The sequence below is a fragment of the Psychrobacter sp. PL15 genome, assembly GCF_035984995.1.
Classification (GTDB): Bacteria; Pseudomonadota; Gammaproteobacteria; order Pseudomonadales; family Moraxellaceae; genus Psychrobacter.
Genome location: NZ_JAXCIB010000001.1, coordinates 311,209 through 328,360 on the forward strand (window position 1 = coordinate 311,209; position 17,152 = coordinate 328,360).

11 protein-coding genes are annotated in these 17,152 nt (G+C 42.3%); 8 read left to right on the forward strand and 3 right to left on the reverse strand.

Annotated features, from left to right (window positions below; genetic code table 11):
• Positions 1-513 precede the first annotated feature (513 nt).
• Positions 514-2,457, reverse strand: coding sequence for an ATP-binding cassette domain-containing protein (locus tag RCH20_RS01235; protein WP_327192298.1), 1,944 nt, complete (start codon positions 2,455-2,457; stop codon positions 514-516).
• A gap of 362 nt (positions 2,458-2,819) precedes the next feature.
• Between RCH20_RS01235 and RCH20_RS01240 the strand changes: the two genes are divergently transcribed.
• The 4 genes from RCH20_RS01240 (at position 2,820) to RCH20_RS01255 (ending at position 8,459) form a co-directional block, all read left to right on the forward strand.
• Entirely contained in the window at positions 2,820-3,044 is a 225-nt protein-coding gene (locus tag RCH20_RS01240; RefSeq protein WP_209956843.1) for a SlyX family protein, read from the forward strand.
• Between the two features lie 381 nt (positions 3,045-3,425).
• On the forward strand, positions 3,426-4,835 hold the full coding sequence (locus RCH20_RS01245; protein ID WP_327192299.1) for an outer membrane protein transport protein: 1,410 nt from the start codon (positions 3,426-3,428) through the stop codon (positions 4,833-4,835).
• A 443-nt stretch (positions 4,836-5,278) separates the two neighbouring features.
• Positions 5,279-6,661, forward strand: a complete 1,383-nt coding sequence (locus RCH20_RS01250; protein ID WP_327192300.1) for an outer membrane protein transport protein — start codon at positions 5,279-5,281, stop codon at positions 6,659-6,661.
• Between the two features lie 376 nt (positions 6,662-7,037).
• The gene (locus RCH20_RS01255) at positions 7,038-8,459 is read left to right on the forward strand and encodes an OmpP1/FadL family transporter (RefSeq protein ID WP_327192301.1); all 1,422 of its coding nucleotides are present in this window, start codon (positions 7,038-7,040) and stop codon (positions 8,457-8,459) included.
• A 466-nt stretch (positions 8,460-8,925) separates the two neighbouring features.
• Here the strand turns inward: RCH20_RS01255 and putP are convergent, their stop codons facing one another.
• Together putP and RCH20_RS01265 are read right to left on the reverse strand one after the other, a co-directional pair.
• Positions 8,926-10,425 carry a sodium/proline symporter PutP gene (gene putP, locus RCH20_RS01260; protein WP_209956846.1) on the reverse strand — a complete coding sequence of 500 codons (1,500 nt, stop codon included), beginning with the start codon at positions 10,423-10,425 and terminating at the stop codon, positions 8,926-8,928.
• A 699-nt stretch (positions 10,426-11,124) separates the two neighbouring features.
• Positions 11,125-11,997, reverse strand: coding sequence for a LysR family transcriptional regulator (locus RCH20_RS01265; RefSeq protein WP_209956847.1), 873 nt, complete (start codon positions 11,995-11,997; stop codon positions 11,125-11,127).
• Between the two features lie 425 nt (positions 11,998-12,422).
• On the opposite strand from RCH20_RS01265, the gene leuC reads away from it, so the two are divergent.
• From leuC to leuB, 4 genes are all read left to right on the forward strand, one after another.
• The gene (gene leuC / locus RCH20_RS01270; protein WP_327192302.1) at positions 12,423-13,841 is read left to right on the forward strand and encodes a 3-isopropylmalate dehydratase large subunit; all 1,419 of its coding nucleotides are present in this window, start codon (positions 12,423-12,425) and stop codon (positions 13,839-13,841) included.
• Between the two features lie 148 nt (positions 13,842-13,989).
• Complete coding sequence (gene leuD / locus RCH20_RS01275; RefSeq protein ID WP_327192303.1) at positions 13,990-14,640, forward strand: 3-isopropylmalate dehydratase small subunit; 651 nt, start codon at positions 13,990-13,992, stop codon at positions 14,638-14,640.
• Between the two features lie 239 nt (positions 14,641-14,879).
• A complete protein-coding gene (locus RCH20_RS01280; RefSeq protein WP_327192304.1) occupies positions 14,880-15,620 on the forward strand; it encodes a hypothetical protein in 741 nt (246 codons plus the stop codon).
• 227 nt (positions 15,621-15,847) lie between these two features.
• The gene (gene leuB, locus RCH20_RS01285) at positions 15,848-16,951 is read left to right on the forward strand and encodes a 3-isopropylmalate dehydrogenase (RefSeq protein WP_209956851.1); all 1,104 of its coding nucleotides are present in this window, start codon (positions 15,848-15,850) and stop codon (positions 16,949-16,951) included.
• Positions 16,952-17,152: the final 201 nt, after the last annotated feature.

Here is a 17,152-nt window from a genome sequence, read left to right on the forward strand (position 1 = left end):
TTATCCCACACTGGGTTTGTGGCTTAGAAATTTACAATATCGATCACCAGCCACTTTAGCTGTGCCTAATTCTGCTAATTGTTACTATTCTAAGCTATTTTGGTGATAAAATAAATTATTGTGTTAAAAATAAAACCACCTCAATAGGTCATAATAGTCTATTGAATATGACAGAATACTCACCATATCCTTGTAATATATAGAGAATTTCAAGGTTTGAGTTATTAAGGAGGATTTGCCAATCACCTTATAAATTATAAGGATATTTAGCAATAGGGAATGATACTTGAAATTAAGGTAATGTTCACTAACTTTCAGTACATTTACATTGTGTTAGTCGGTGGTATAAACCGTTGCAAGCCCCTTAACATTATTTTGTGATGCATAAAGATAATAAGAGGCAGTAGTTTTAAGGCACTATTTCAGAACAGCGCCTTAAAATAAGCCTATAGCAGAACCATAATAATAGAACCATAATAACAGTTTTAAATTGAAGCGCTAGCACTGTTCAGATCAGCCTTCAAGGATATCCCAACGTTCAAGTTTATGCATCATCTCTTCTTCTATAGTTAATAAGCGTTCACTAGCCGCGGTCGCAGCATCAACGTCTTGAGTAAACCACGAACCATCAGCCAGTTTTTCTTGGAGCTGAGTTTGTTCGGCTTCAAGAGCGGCAATCTCTTTTGGTAAGTTATCCAGTTCACGTTGGTCATTGTAGTTGAGCTTTTTGGCTGCTTTATTAGGCTTGGCCGTTGGCGCTGACTTATTGGCAGATTTACCATTGGTCGCACCCTTATTACCAGATCTTGCTGCTAGTGCGGCTTGCTCGCGGTTTCTTTGTACCAGATATTCTTGATAGCCACCCACATATTCTTTGACGATACCTTTATTGTCTTCATCGGTATCAAATACCCATGTTGAGGTAACCACGTTGTCCATAAATGAACGATCATGACTAATGAGTAGAATTGTACCGTTAAAACTGGCTACTGATTCTTCTAATAGCTCAAGGGTCGCCATATCCAAATCGTTGGTAGGCTCATCGAGCACCAGGATGTTGGCAGGTTTTAGTAACTGCTTGGCCAATAGCACGCGGTTACGCTCGCCACCTGATAGGGCTTTTACGGGCGTACGGGCACGCTCTGGGGCAAATAAGAAGTCTTGTAGATAACTCATAATATGAGTCTTGCGTCCGCCGACTTCAACAAAGTCTGAGCCTTCTGAGACGTTTTGGGCCACACTGGCTTCAAGATCCAACTGATCTCGCAGCTGGTCAAAGAATGCGATCTTTAAGCTAGTGCCTAATTCAACGCTACCAGTCTTGGTCACTTCGTCGTCTGACATGTCGAGTAAGGCTTTAATCAGCGTGGTTTTGCCTGCGCCATTAGGTCCGACAATACCAATCTTGTCACCGCGCATGATAGTGGTGGTAAAGTTGTCGACCAACACATTACCATCATATTCAAGATGAAGGTTTTTGACTTTACAAACCAACTTGCCGCTTTTTTCGCCTTGACCCATGGTGATGTTGACATTACCCACTTGTTCACGGCGGTCGCCACGTTCTTCGCGCAATGCTTTTAGATCGCGTACGCGGCCTTCGTTACGGGTACGTCGGGCCTTAATACCTTGGCGAATCCATACTTCTTCTTGAGCCAGTTTCTTATCAAAGTTAGCGTTATTCTTCTCTTCAGCCAATAACTGTAGCTCTTTTAGCTCTTGATAGCGGGCGTAACCACCTGCACCTTGGGTCACGTCATAGCTGGTCAATTGACCGCGGTCCAGCTCAATAATGCGGGTTGATAACTTATTAACAAAGGCTCTGTCATGGGTGACGAACAGTAAAGTAAGCCCTTGCCAATCTAATAAAAAGCGCTCCAGCCATTCAATACTATCAACATCCAAATGGTTAGTCGGCTCATCGAGCAGCAGCACATCAGGCTTGGTAACCAAAGAACGTGCTAATAAAACACGGCGCTTACGACCACCAGAGAGCGACGATAAGTCATCTTCTGGATCAAGCCCCATAGTGGTGATTAGACGGGTTGCTTCGCGCTCTAAATCCCAGCCATGTACCGCATCGATATCATGCTGCAAGTCTGCCATACGCTCGCACGCATCCATATCACCATTAGCGCACAAGTCAGTTTGCTTATCATAGTTGATCAGTAGATCTGCGGTACGGCGACTACCGCCCATGACGATATCTAATATTCTGCCATTGGTTTCGGGCACATCCTGCTCGAGCATGGCAACGCGCACGCTGCTGTTAATAATAACTTCGCCGCTATCAGGCAACAATGAGCTATTGATTAGCTTAAACAAGGTGGATTTGCCTTCGCCATTGCGGCCGATTAAGCACACGCGCTCGCCTGCATCGATAGCAAAGTCAATACCATCAAGGACAGGAGCAACGCCAAAGGCAAGGTGAATATCTTTTAAATGTATCAGTGCCATAGAGTATCTTAAGCTTATATAATAGTGAGGTAGGGGTTGTTGCGAAATTGCGAGCAGTATAACATGCTGCCATGCGACTGTAGTGTGAGTAAAAAATTTTTATGATGGCTATTTCAGCGCCGTCACTCTACTAGTAGGCTACTAGGGAGTTATCAATTGTAAGCTATCAATAAGAAGCTATCAAATAAGAAGCTGTTAACTACCTATAGAGCTAAATATCTTGATCTATCATTTTGACCCGAATAGTCATCGGTATTATTCACAGTGCCATACGCGAAACCCTGTAGATACAATGATTTTAGAAAATTAAATATCTTTTGTTACCACATAAATAAAACCCACCATTTTAATATGAGACCGCAATGGCACAAACTGAGCTAGCAGCACAAGTGATTGAGTTACAAATGAATATGGCACATCTTGAGCTGACCGTAGAGCGACTCGATGAGGTTATTACTCGGCAAGATAAGCATATCCGAGAGTTACAACGTCAGCTACAGCTGGTCTATAAGCAAGTTGAAAACCAGAATGCAGACAGTGGCATTGCCCCGTTCGATGCGGTGGCAGACAGACCGCCACACTATTAGCAAATACTGGTAGCAAATACTGGTAGCAAATACTGGTAGCAAATACTGGTTAATAAATGCTGGCTAAATTGATTTGACCATTAACTGGGTTTGCTATTTCAACGGTTATAACAACCGCACTTTCAATAAATAACCTTAGTAAATGATCTTAGTAAATAAGAATGGAGTGAATGGAAGTTTATTATCAACATAAGCTACTCATTATAGTAGGGTTTGTAACCATAGTTATCACCCTGTGACTACTCAGTCATAATAGAGAGATAATGTGTTTTTGCAGTTGTCTTGATGCCTAAAAGGCATTAGTATCTTGCACTTCAAATATCGCTAGCCAAATCAGGTTTGAGGTAGCGGTAAAACAATATGGATGTTTGGAGAGTGACAATGCGCCCTACCTTTAATTTTAAAACTCTAGCAGTAGCCATTACTGCTATTTCTGCAGCCAGTGTAGCCAGTGCGGCCGGTCTTGATCGTTCAGGTCAAGATATCACCGCATTCCTACAAGATGGATTGTATGCTGAAGCCAGTTATACTTATATTGATGCTGATGTGAGTGGTAAGGATGCATCAGGCAATAAAATTGATGATATCGCTGAGTCTTATGACTTTTTCCGTTATGGCGTAAAAGCGGATATCAACGATACTTTTAGCGTGGGTATTTTATACGACGAGCCATTTGGTGCGGCGGCTGATTATAGTGGTGATAATAACTTTGTTGCGCAAGGTGATCGTAACGCTGTCTTCCAAGATGTCCTCGCCAACCCTAATATTACTGAAGAGTTTATTAATACTACTTTAGTTCCTAGTTTACTAACTAAGCTCAATCCTGGAAATGCTGATGACTATACTTCCAAAGAAATAGCGGGAGCTAAGGCTGATTATGCAGGTATTGTCGCTGCTACAGCGATAGCAGATGCCGAGGAAGCTACGACAGGGGAAGGAACCAACGTCGAAGTACGTAGTGAAAGCATCACTGCTATTCTTGGTATGAAATTCGGTGAAAACAAAAACTTTCAAGTATACGGTGGTCCAGTCGCCCAACGCATCGAAGCTGATGTAAAATTGCGTGGTATCGCTTATGGCCCTGCTACTGGCTATACGACCCATATTAGCCCTGAACAAGACTATGGTTATTTAGCGGGTATATCCTACAGTAAGCCTGAAATTGCGCTAAAAGCGGCTTTGACCTACCGCTCTGAAATTGATCACAGCGCACAGTTAATTGAAAGCTATCCTGTTGCACCAACGGTTAGTAGAGGTAACCTTCCAGCCAGTCAAGGAGGTATTATCGAGATCACTACGCCCAAATCAGTAAATTTTGATTTCCAGACTGGTATTAATCCTACCACTTTAGTCACTGCTAAGGTTCGCTATGTGCCGTGGAGTGATTTTGAAATTGTGCCACCTCTATATAACGATGTAAGTAAGCTTGCAACGGATGATGATAAAGGTTTAGCATTGGTTGGCTATGATGATGACCAATGGCTAGTAGAACTGGGTCTTGCTAAACGTTTATCTCCAGCACTCGCAGTCAGCGGGACTGTCGGTTGGGACAGTGGTGCGGGTGACCCAACAACTTCTCTAGGTCCTATTGAGGGCTATTACAGTGTTGGTCTCGGTGCCAAGTATAACGTCACTGAAAGCTGGGCTGTATCAGCGGGTGGTAAATACCTATGGTTCGGTGATGCCGAAGGGCAGTTACCAACCAAAAAAATCGTTGGTAACTTTGAAGACAATGATGGCTATATCGTTGGTATGAAGCTGTCTTACCAAGCACAACAAAAATTTAACTAGAGTGTAATAGGGTTAACCTTATATAAGGTCAATGCTGTTATATACATAGAAAAAGCGACCTATAACGGGTCGCTTTTTTTGTGTTGAATTATTAAAAATAAATAATATTGTAGAGGATAAAATTTAGCTATGAAGTTTTCTGTTAGCGCCTCAGGGAAGATAACTCATTACATAAAAGCGTTCAATACTGAGTGATAAAAGGAGTGATTTAGGGGTAAGCAATAAGCTAAGTTACTGCATATTTAAGACAGACACTTTCTTATATGCTATCTGTACTGTTCAGTCATATTAGGGAAATAAAGTGTTTTAGTCGTTGTCTTCCTGTTAAAAAGATATTACTATTCGAATCAGGACATCGTTACAACAACCAGCAACTAGTGTGTATCACCATCACTTGCTGATTATCGTAACGATAAAACAATGCGGATGTTTGGAGATACACAATGCGACCTACCTTTCACTTAAAAACCCTTGCTGTAGCTATTACTGCTTTTTCTATGGCCAGCATGGGTAATGCAGCCGGTCTTGACCGTTCAGGTCAAGATGTTACCGCTTTCTTCCAAGATGGGCTATATGCTGAGGCGGTCTATACCTACATCGATGCTGACGTCAGTGGTTATGATAGTGCCAATAATAATCCTAACTCTAATACTTATGAGCGGGGTAATAAAACTGGTGATATTGCTGAATCTTATGACTTCTTCCGTTACGGGGTAAAAGCCGACATCAATGATACCTTTAGTGTCGGTATCATATATGACGAGCCTTTCGGCGCTGCTGCCGAATATAGTGGTGATAGTAACTTTGTTGCAAATACTAATCCAACTGATTCAGCTGCTGAGTTTGCTGACGATACAAATCCAACTCCAACTCCCCTACAAACTTCTGGAGCGATAATAGCTGCTGAAGCAAGTACTGCAGGTGAAAATACTAACGTTGAAGTCCGTAGTCAGAACCTCACTGCTATCTTAGGCGCTAAGTTTGGCGCTAACAAGAACTTCCAGATTTATGGTGGCCCAGTCGCTCAGCGTATCGAAGCACAAGTAAAATTACGAGGTCTTGCTTACGGTCCTGCTACGGGTTATACCTCAAACAGTAACCCTGATATGGACTATGGCTATATAGCAGGCTTTTCTTATAGCAAGCCTGAAATAGCTCTGAAAGCCGCATTAACTTATCGTTCTGAGATTGATCATGATCTACCAATTAATGAGATTTATCCTTTATTTGGTATCTTAACTGAAGCAGGTGCTCTTCAGGGGGGAGCTAGTCCAGCCGAAGCAGCAGCAGCAGGTGCAGCAGCTGCAAACCGGAGTAGTAATTACGAAATCACCACTCCTGAATCAATAAACTTTGACTTTCAAACTGGTATCAATCCAACGACACTAGCAACGGCTAAAGTACGTTGGGTACCATGGAGTGATTTTGCAATTACGCCACCGTTGTATAATGATGTTAGTAAAAGGTCCTATGGTCCTGATGGTTTGAATTTGGTTGAGTATGAAGATGACCAATATCAAGTAGAGGTCGGTCTTGCTAAACGTCTAACACCAGCACTTGCATTAAGTGGTACTGTAGGCTGGGACAGTGGTGCTGGCGATCCTACCACCTCATTAGGTCCAGTCGATGGTTACTATAGTGTTGGTCTTGGCGCCAAGTACAATGTAACCCCAACCGTTGCCGTATCAGCTGGCGGCAAGTACTTATGGTTCGGTGATGCCAAAGGTCAATTACCAAGTGACAAAATTGTTGGCGATTTCCAAGACAATGATGGCTATATCGTCGGTGTGAAGCTTTCTTATCAAGCAAAACAAAGCTTCAACTAGAATGGTTTAGTGTTAAGTTTAAATAGCGTTAACGCTATTATCCAACGTAAAAAAAGCGACCTATTATGGGTCGCTTTTTTTATTTATGGATTAAGTAAAATAAATGATTTTTTATAAAATTTTAACTTTATAAGGCGTTACGAGAATGTCGTTGTAGAGAGGCACTAATTTAAAGGTACTTGTATCAAAGTCTTGTTTACATGATTTGTGTACTGCTCAGTTATGATGATTAAAGACCGTACTTTAGTTGTTGTTTTATTATGAGAAAGCCACTACTATTGAGATTAGGATGCCGTTTACGTGATTTTCATCGAGTCTTACTATTACCCGCTGATTATCGTCACGGTAAAACAACAAGGATGTTTGGAGATATATAATGCACTCTACCTTTCACTTAAAAACCCTTGCAGTAGCAATTGCTGCTCTCTCTATGGCCAGTATGGGTAATGCAGCCGGTCTTGATCGTTCGGGTCAAGATATGACGGCATTCTTACAAGACGGCTTATACGCTGAAGTGGTTTATACTTATATTGACGCTGATGTAAGTGGTAATGATAACGCTTATATTGGACCTGATAAAAAAGCGTATGAACAAGGTAATAAAATTGGCGACATCGCTGAGTCGTATGATTTCTTTCGCTATGGTGTAAAAGCCGATATCAATGACACCTTTAGTGTCGGTATCCTATATGACGAGCCTTTTGGTGCTGCCGCTTTATATACTGGTGATAATGACTTTGTCTCACAAGGCGATCCTGATAGAAGTATTCAAAGTATTTCTGAAGGTATGTTTCAAAATGATGGACAGGCAGAAACATTTAGAGATGATTTAACAGATATAATCGTAGATCAAAATACTGACCCCCAGACACGACTAGCACTTATAGCGCAACGTGCCAAGGTTGATGGAATAAGGGCTTCTGCTGCTGCAGAAGTTGGCAACGCTGGTCAAGGTACTCAGGTGGAAGTGCGCAGTGAAAACATCACTGCCATTCTGGGCGCAAAATTTGGTGCTAATAAGAATTTCCAAGTCTATGGCGGTCCCGTTGCCCAGCAAATTAAAGCTAACTTAAAGATTCGTGGTCTAGCTTATGGTGCGGGTACTGGCTATAACGCCAATATTAACCCTGACCAAGATTATGGTTACTTAGCGGGTATATCCTACAGTAAGCCTGAAATCGCATTAATGGCAGCGCTGACTTATCGCTCAGAAATTGAGCATAACGCAGATATATTCGAAACCTATCCCGTAGCGCCAGCTCTTGGACTACCGAGAAGTAGAGCTGGTACTATTGAGATCACTACCCCAGAGTCAATAAACTTTGACTTCCAAACTGGTATCAACCCGACCACACTTGCGACTGCAAGAGTACGCTACGTGCCATGGAGCGATTTCGAACTTAATCCACCGTTATTCAATGACGTCAGTAAGGTGTCTGCTGGCGATGATACCGGTTTCCCACTACTTGATTATAAAGACGATCAGTACTTAGTCGAATTAGGCCTTGCCAAACGTTTGTCACCCGTTTTAGCGGTATCTGGTAATATTGGTTGGGATAGTGGGGCGGGTGATCCAGCGACTTCTCTAGGTCCAATCGATGGTTACTACAGTGTTGGTCTCGGTGCGAAATACAATGTAACCCCAACCGTTGCCGTATCAGCTGGTGGCAAATACCTATGGTTCGGTGATGCCAAAGGTGAAATATCAAGTGGCAAGACTGTTAGTGATTTTAAAGACAACGATGGCTACATCCTTGGTGTGAAGCTATCTTATCAAGCAAAACAAAGCTTTAACTAGAATAGCTTAGCGTTAAGACAAAATAGCGTTAACGCTATTATCCAATGCAAAAAAGGCGACCCATTATGGGTCGCTTTTTTATGGATTGATTTAAATATAGACTATCTGGTCTAAGAGATAAGGGTATGATGTGAAATATTCTCGCCGTATCGTTAAGGTATCATGAATATATTATCAATGTACTATGGCTGCCGATTGCAACCGGTAATCGTTTACTCAGTATTAACGCCATAGCAGGTTGGTCATATCGGAACCCAGAGCTAAAAATGATAACAGGGAGATAAGCGGAGTTGCCGCTATTCTTATCGATATTTGTACAACTACAAATTCTAATCTCTTAATCTCATACTAATAACACCCAACAAAAAGCCCCGCTACCATAAAAGTAACGAGGCTTTTCTTAATAAGGGCACTAACATTTAATCAAGGTAGTAAACAGGTTACTACGCTCATTCAAGTTAGTATCTTATTCATTTAAGTTCATTTCCATTTCTTTAAACTTCGCTGAGACGGAAGGTTTTGGACCACCGGTCATTATACTAACCGCAAAGATGGTAATAGTACTGAGGGCGAAACCGGGAACAATCGCATATAACCAGCTGTTAAGCGCCATACCATTGTACTCGAAAGGACCATATGTCCATATAATAACAGTCAAGGCACCGACGACCATACCGGCAACAGCACCGTTACGGTTCATACCGCGCCATATTAAGCTAAATATTACTAATGGTCCAAATGCGGCACCAAATCCTGCCCAAGCATTAGATACGAGATTCAGTACAGAGCTTTCTGGGTCGGATGCGACAAAGATCGAAATCACAGCGACTAATATTACCGAGATACGGCCAACCATCACCTGGCGCGCTTCTGGTGCGTCTTTGTCAAAAAATAACTTATAGACATCTTTAGTCAGTGAGCTTGAGACCACTAATAATTGTGATGAGATGGTACTCATAATCGCTGCTAAAATCGCTGCTAATAAGAAACCTGAAACCAATGGCGTGAATAAGAACTGAGTGAATACCAAGAAGATAGTCTCAGGGTCATCCAAGGTCATTGAAGTTTTTTGTACATAAGCACGACCAGCGAAACCAGTCGCCAAAGAACCAATTAGACTGACGATCATCCAGCTCATACCAATATTACGCGCGGTTGGTACTTCTTTAACTGAGCGAATAGCCATAAAGCGGACGATGATATGCGGCTGGCCAAAATAGCCGAGGCCCCATGACAGCAGTGAAATAATACCAAAAAGCGTCATACCGCTGGTAATATTCAGTAGGGTCGGATCAATGTTTCTGACGGACTCAGTAACCGCTGCAATACCACCAAGATCAGTGAAAGCAACCACGGGTACGATAACCAGCGCAAACAGCATAATAATGCCCTGCACAAAGTCAGTCATTGATACTGCTAAGAAACCACCGAATAAGGTGTAAGCGACAACCACGCCAGCCGTGACCCAAAGACCAGTCGTGTACGGTAGGTTGAGCGAACTTTCAAAGAGTTTACCACCACCAACTAAGCTGGCTGCAGTGTAAACCGTAAAGAATAGAATAATAACGATCGCTGAGATAACGCGTAGCATGTGCGACTTATCTTCAAAGCGGTTAGCAAAATAATCTGGCAAGGTAATCGCATTATCAGCAATCTCGGTATAAACACGTAGACGCGGTGCGACAATGATGTAGTTTAAAAAAGCACCAGTCGTTAAGCCGAGAGCAATCCAAATACTAACGACCCCGTCAGCATACATATAACCTGGTAGACCGAGTAACAACCAACCAGACATATCTGATGCACCAGCGGATAACGCGGTTACTGCGGGGCCTAAGTTACGGCCACCAAGCATATAGCCTTCTGTATCATTGGCCTGCTTAAAGTAAGCATAAATGCCGATGCCGATCATTACTAGAAAGTAGGCGCCTAACGATACTAGTACGCCAGTAGAAATCCCATTCATATAACTGTCCTTAGCCAACAGATTGACTTTAATTATATCTAACTATAAAACTTTAATCTTCAAAGACCAGGTTCAAGAACAACGTCTAAAGACAAGAAAAGCCATTAAGTAGGACATAATGGCTCTTAAATTATGATAAATAATTGCGCTTAGTTTTATATGATTGATACTATCTTAGGGATAACCCTATCTAAGTCGATTCTGCCGAGGTAATGTGTTAGGAGTAACAGAAATAACCGATCCGGTATTCCTACTCAACCAACCACATATATTAGCCGCTGATAAAATCAATCATTTAAAACCGTTAATTATATTATCGATAGTTTTTATATTAGCGTTGTCTCTATCTACTATAAAAACTATTTATTCTAAAATTAGTGTTTGTTATTCTGAAATTAGATAACATAAATTAGACAACATAGTATAGAAAAAGTAACAGGCATTTGAAAAGTACACTATTGTTTAACTGTACTATTGTTGAGAGTACTTATAGCTTCAGTGCCATGATAACTTACTCAAGCTATTCAATATATAACTATCAGTATCACTTTGGTAATGATATGTTATAAGACATCAGATTAAGGCATTATAACGTAAGAAAGCTATAATTGCGAATAAAGCTCTTATCTGGTTAAAGCCAGTCAGACTTCCTACGTGGCTTTAGCCAGCGACACTACATTTATTCAATGGGCGCAAGATTTATTCAATGGGCGCAAGCAGATCCAATAAAGCGGTAACGCTACTAGACTTGGTCAGTTTTGGGTTGGTGACGACACCTAAGTAGCGTTGTAGCTCAATATTTTCTGCCATATTTATGCGTTCTAAGTCTTGACTGATCAAGGTTTGCGGCAATACTGACCAACCCAGACCAACGGATACCAACATTCGAATAGATTCAAGTGGATTGGTACTCATGGTGGCATAAGGTTTTAGATTATGCTTGGCAAATTCAGCTAAGGTAATCTGACTGGTAAAAGTATTTGCGGACGGCAAGATAGCAGGATAACGTGCCAACTGCTCTAAAGTGACGTCACTTTTCTTCGCTAGTGGCGATAAGGTGCCGGTCACTAAATACAGTGGGTCTGACCATAATGCATGATAAGTTAAGCGCTTGTCATAAACTGGCGGCAGGGTCAAAAAAGCCAAAGACAAATCGCCATCTAATACTGCTTTGTGCGCTGTTTCCGAATCAACGAAATGTACTTCTAGCTGTACCGCTGGATAAGTTTGGATAAAATGCTTCAATACGGGTGCCAAGTGATGCAAGCCAATATGATGACTGGTGCCGATAACCAACTTACCGGATACAATATGTTGGGAGTGCTGCAGGTTAATCTTGAAGTTTTCATAATCATCCAACCAACGTTTGGCGTGCGGTAGCATTTCGTTGGCCGCTTGGGTCGGCACAATACCGCGACCTACGGTATCAAATAAGGTAATTTTGAACTCTTCTTCTAGGTTTTTGATCCGCTTACTGACAGCAGGCTGAGTAATAAACAGCTTTTCTGCTGCGCCTGAAATACTGCCAGTGTGCATAACTGTCACAAACGTCGTCAAATTAGTAGTATTCAAACCGGTGTCCTTAGCTGCAATACGAGCTATAAATAAAAGTTGGCTGACCCAGTCAAAACGTCTTAGAAATAAAAGTTTGTGACTGGGCAAAAATCATCAATTATTATTATAGGATTAGGCTGCTATAATCACAAGGTATCTAGACACTTTTTGACATTTTTATTATGTCAGCCTTATGATGATGATCTGATAAACCATTTGATAAACGATTCGGTATTCTGATAAAGAGTATTGCCCTTCTATAAATTACTATCGCGCCATAAAAGCTATCGACTATAAGGTAATATACGTTAGCAATACGACGCCAACGCCCAAACACAACCATGCTCAAAGAACGACAGTACCTAAAGAGAGACTCAGCTTATAATATATAAGCAGTAATGAATATTAAGCTAAGCGATTAGCAACTAATAAAGGATAGTAAAATGGCCGGTCAAACTTTATATGACAAACTTTGGAATGCTCACGAAGTCACTAAACGTGATGATGGCTCAAGCCTAATTTATATTGACCGCCATCTGTTACATGAGGTGACTAGTCCGCAAGCATTCGAAGGTTTGGAGCTCGCTAATAGAGCGCCATGGCGATTGTCTGCCAACATTGCCAGTCCTGATCACAACGTTCCGACCGTGTCCAAAGAGCGCTTAGAAGGGGTGACCGGTATTAAGGACAAGGTCTCACGCCTGCAAGTAGTTACCCTAGATGACAACTGTGCTAAATTTAATATCGCCGAGTTTACGATCAATGATGCCCGCCAAGGCATCTTACACGTGGTTGGCCCTGAACAAGGTTTGGTGCTACCAGGCATGACCGTGGTTTGTGGTGATTCACATACCGCCACTCACGGTGCGCTTGGCTGTCTGGCACATGGGATCGGTACTTCTGAAGTTGAGCATGTATTAGCGACTCAGTGCTTGATCACTAAAAAAATGAAAAATATGCAAGTTCGGGTCTCTGGTAAATTGAGCGCTGGTATCACTTCAAAAGATGTGGTGTTGGCTATCATTGCGCAGATTGGTACCGCTGGTGGTACTGGGCATGCTATTGAGTTTGCCGGTTCAGTGTTTGAAGACATGAGTATGGAAGGGCGGATGACCGTCTGTAATATGGCGATTGAAGCCGGTGCGCGTGTTGGTATGGTAGCAGTTGATGACATAACGATTGATTATGTCAAAGGTCGTCCTTATGCGCCCACTGCTGAACAATGGCAGCAAGCAGAAACTCATTGGCGGACCTTCTATTCAGATGATGATGCAGAATTTGATACCGTGGTCGAGATTGATGGCAGCCAAATAGCACCGCAAGTGTCTTGGGGTACGTCACCTGAGATGGTAGTGGACATCACCCAATCAGTACCAACCCTTGATCAAGCAGTGGATGCGGCGCAAGAAGAAGGCTGGCTACGCGCTTATACTTATATGGGCTTGCAAGCAGGGCAGAAAATCACGGATATCCAACTTGATCGAATATTTATTGGCTCGTGTACCAACTCGCGTATAGAAGATTTGCGTGATGCGGCAGCAGTCATTAAAGGTCGCAAGGTTGCAGACAGTATTAAAGAAGCGATTGTGGTAGCAGGGTCAGGACAAGTGAAGTTGCAAGCGGAAGCAGAAGGTCTAGATACCTTGTTTACAGATGCTGGTTTTGAGTGGCGTGAGCCAGGTTGTTCGATGTGCTTGGCGATGAATGCGGATAAGCTTGAACCCCAAGAGCATTGCGCGTCGACTTCTAACCGTAACTTTGAGGGTCGTCAGGGTAATGGCGGACGTACTCATTTAGTGAGTCCAGCGATGGCTGCCGCCGCCGCCTTGGCAGGACACTTCGTCGATGTGCGTACTTTTTAGGCCTTATTTATCCCTGATATTCGGTAAATGCCAATTATTGGTAAATGCCTATTATTGGTAAATGCCTACTATTAGAGTGAAGGATGGTGCAATTAATAATATGCATCACTCTTTACTCAATAAGACCCATGATCTATAGGAAATTATTATGCAAGCTTATAACACTCAAACTGGTATTGTCTGCCCGCTTGATCGCTCTAATGTTGACACCGATCAAATTATTGCTAAGCAGTTCTTAAAGTCTATTAAACGTACGGGCTTTGGGGTCAATTTGTTCGATGACTGGCGTTATCTTGACGAAGGCTATCCTGGTCAAGACAACAGCAAACGCCCTATCAATCCGGACTTTATTCTAAATCAGCCGCGTTACCAAGGTGCCAATATTTTGTTGGCGCGCAAAAACTTTGGCTGTGGTTCGAGCCGTGAGCATGCACCGTGGGCACTTTCAGAGTATGGTTTTCGTACGGTAATTGCCCCCAGTTTTGCTGATATTTTTTATAATAACTGCTTCAAAAATGGCATGCTGCCTATCGTTTTGGCCGAAGGGATCGTCGATACTTTGATGCAAGCAACATTCGCTAATGAAGGTTATAAGCTAACCGCCGATCTAGAACGACAAGTGGTCATTACCTCAGCTGGTGAAGAATATCCTTTTGAGGTTGAAGCCTTTCGCAAGCACTGCCTATTGAACGGTCTTGATGATATCGACTTAACACTACAGCAAGGGGATGCGATCAAAGAGTATGAAGCTAAGATGATGCAAGCCACTCCCTGGATCTTCAACGAAGTGCGCGCGTAACTGTCACTGCAAGTCTGATAATCGATACGGCTATTAACCTAATAGTTAAGCCCACCCTGCTAATTTCACTATATTAGTAGGGCTATGGCTATAAGTGTGAATAAAAGGCAGTCAATTAGGGTTGTGGCGTTGAGTTATGCCGACGAACTGGCTAAAATGAATACAACCTATAAGCTTTAAATACCCCTAGATAGCATGTCACGTGTCTTTTCACCTTTATATGAACAGTAGCCGTCCTTATGAATAAAAAAAGTTATGCTGTATCTGCAAGTACTGCCGTGGCCGCAAGCTTATTGCTATCCGGCTGTCAGCTATTGACTGGCTATCAGCAAATAGAGGAAGAGGCCAGTGCTGGAGATTGGGCGGGCCAAGTCATACTCATTAGTGGCGAAGTTAATATTGCTTGTGCGGGAACCTACCACTGCGAGATCACTCGAATCGACCAAACATCAGTAATAGCAACGGATACCCATCAGCCTGTTGATCCTTCGATGTTGATTTCTATGTCGAGCGCCAATGGAGTACATTACGCTAGGCTCAGTAAAAGTGAGCAAGCGCAAATACAAATGGACACGATACCACTGGTAAATAATAAATCAGTGAAAATAGTACCCTTATCAGCCTCTGGTATTGATGGTCTGTTTAATTATTATGCGCGTGTCAAACCCATAAAGCGTGAAATACACATCAATTTTTATCCTGAAAATAATGTTGACTATATCGAACGTTTTGCCATGATCGATGAATTCAAAGAGTCAGGGACGTATCTGCTGCGCGCTTATCGCCATAAATCAACCCAGGTCAACGGTAGCTTACTAGAAGCAGCATCACCCGAACCTTTATGCATTGACTTGCTAAAAGATAATATTTTACAGCGCCGTTTTTGTAAGCAGTCAGATACTGACAATCAAGGCGAGTTTGTAGAAACCAGTATAGTCACTCAACCGGTAATTAATAATAAAGTAACGGTCAAAATTTAAGGTAATAGCCTATAGGTATTGATGCTACTGAGTGTTTAAACGTTAGTAAATACTGATATCAACTGCATTCATCGAGCCCGTACATAGAGCCGGTAATATTAATCAAGGTAGTCCATATATAACAACGATATAAACAAAAGGACTCATTGAGCCGATAGTATATTTAGCTCAATGAGTCCTTTTATCTACTCATTTCTTATTTTATTAACTCAGTCACAAGGATTAGCATGGCAACGATATTAACATTAGCAGGCGATGGTATTGGTCCTGAGATTATGGCCCAGGCCATTGACGTGCTACAAGCTGTCAATAAGAAGTTTGCGTTAGATTTAACGCTGGAATCAGGATTGATCGGTGGTGCCGCTGTTGATGCCACCGGCGAACCGTTGCCGGAAGACACGTTAAGCCGTGCTCGAGCAGTAGATGCAGTACTATTAGGAGCAGTTGGCGGGCCTAAGTGGGACAGTATTGAGCGCAGCAAACGCCCTGAACGCGGCTTACTCAAGATTCGTAGCGAGCTTGGCTTATTTGCCAATTTACGGGTCGCCAAATTATATCCACAGCTGGTTAATGCTTCGAGTATCAAACCTGAGATTATTTCAGGTCTGGATTTACTGATCGTTCGCGAGTTGACTGGTGGTATTTATTTTGGTGAGCCACGTGGTATTCGCACTTTAGAGAATGGTGAGCAGCAAGGCTATAATACCATGGTGTATAGCACTAGCGAAATCAAACGTATTGGTAAAGTAGCGTTTGAGATGGCGCAAACTCGTGCTCAAGCAGCAGGACGTCCTGCTAAAGTGTGCTCAATTGATAAGGCCAATGTCTTAGAAGTCACTGAGCTATGGAAGCAGACTATAACGGCTATGCAGGAAGCGGATTATACTGATGTGACCTTATCACACATGTATGCAGACAATGCCTGTATGCAACTGATTCGTAATCCCAAGCAGTTCGACGTTATGGTAACAGGTAACATGTTTGGCGATATCTTGTCAGATGAAGCAGCGATGCTGACGGGTTCTATTGGCATGTTACCCTCTGCCAGTTTGGATGAAAATGGCAAAGGGATGTATGAGCCTTGTCATGGTTCAGCGCCTGATATCGCTGGTCAGGATAAAGCCAATCCTTTGGCGACTATCCTATCTGTAGCAATGATGCTGCGTTATACCTTTAAGCATGAAGCAGCAGCGCAAGCTATTGAGCAAGCAGTTAGCGATGTACTCGATGATGGACTGCGTACCCTTGATATTCTTGACAACAGTGAAGCTGGATTAACCCAGGTAGGCTGCCAACAGATGGGTCAGGCGGTATTGGCTAAATTGGTATAAAAAACGGCTCATAAAGCGTTTACGGTTTATCATACTAAATCCCATAAATTGCTCGGTAATTTATGGGATTTTTTACATTTGTCCTGAAGCCTTAAACAATTATAGTAACCTCTATATAAAAAATTAAGGATTACGTCGACCGAATTTATAGTGTTTAATGGTAGTCTTAAAAGGACTAGTATTAACAGAGATACCGCACGA

Coding starts and splice junctions, on each gene's coding strand:
- RCH20_RS01235 (WP_327192298.1), bottom strand. CDS start 2,457: ATGGCACTGATACATTTAAAAGATATTCACCTTGCCTTTGGCGTTGCT.
- RCH20_RS01240 (WP_209956843.1), top strand. CDS start 2,820: ATGGCACAAACTGAGCTAGCAGCACAAGTGATTGAGTTACAAATGAAT.
- RCH20_RS01245 (WP_327192299.1), top strand. CDS start 3,426: ATGCGCCCTACCTTTAATTTTAAAACTCTAGCAGTAGCCATTACTGCT.
- RCH20_RS01250 (WP_327192300.1), top strand. CDS start 5,279: ATGCGACCTACCTTTCACTTAAAAACCCTTGCTGTAGCTATTACTGCT.
- RCH20_RS01255 (WP_327192301.1), top strand. CDS start 7,038: ATGCACTCTACCTTTCACTTAAAAACCCTTGCAGTAGCAATTGCTGCT.
- putP (WP_209956846.1), bottom strand. CDS start 10,425: ATGAATGGGATTTCTACTGGCGTACTAGTATCGTTAGGCGCCTACTTT.
- leuC (WP_327192302.1), top strand. CDS start 12,423: ATGGCCGGTCAAACTTTATATGACAAACTTTGGAATGCTCACGAAGTC.
- leuD (WP_327192303.1), top strand. CDS start 13,990: ATGCAAGCTTATAACACTCAAACTGGTATTGTCTGCCCGCTTGATCGC.
- RCH20_RS01280 (WP_327192304.1), top strand. CDS start 14,880: ATGAATAAAAAAAGTTATGCTGTATCTGCAAGTACTGCCGTGGCCGCA.
- leuB (WP_209956851.1), top strand. CDS start 15,848: ATGGCAACGATATTAACATTAGCAGGCGATGGTATTGGTCCTGAGATT.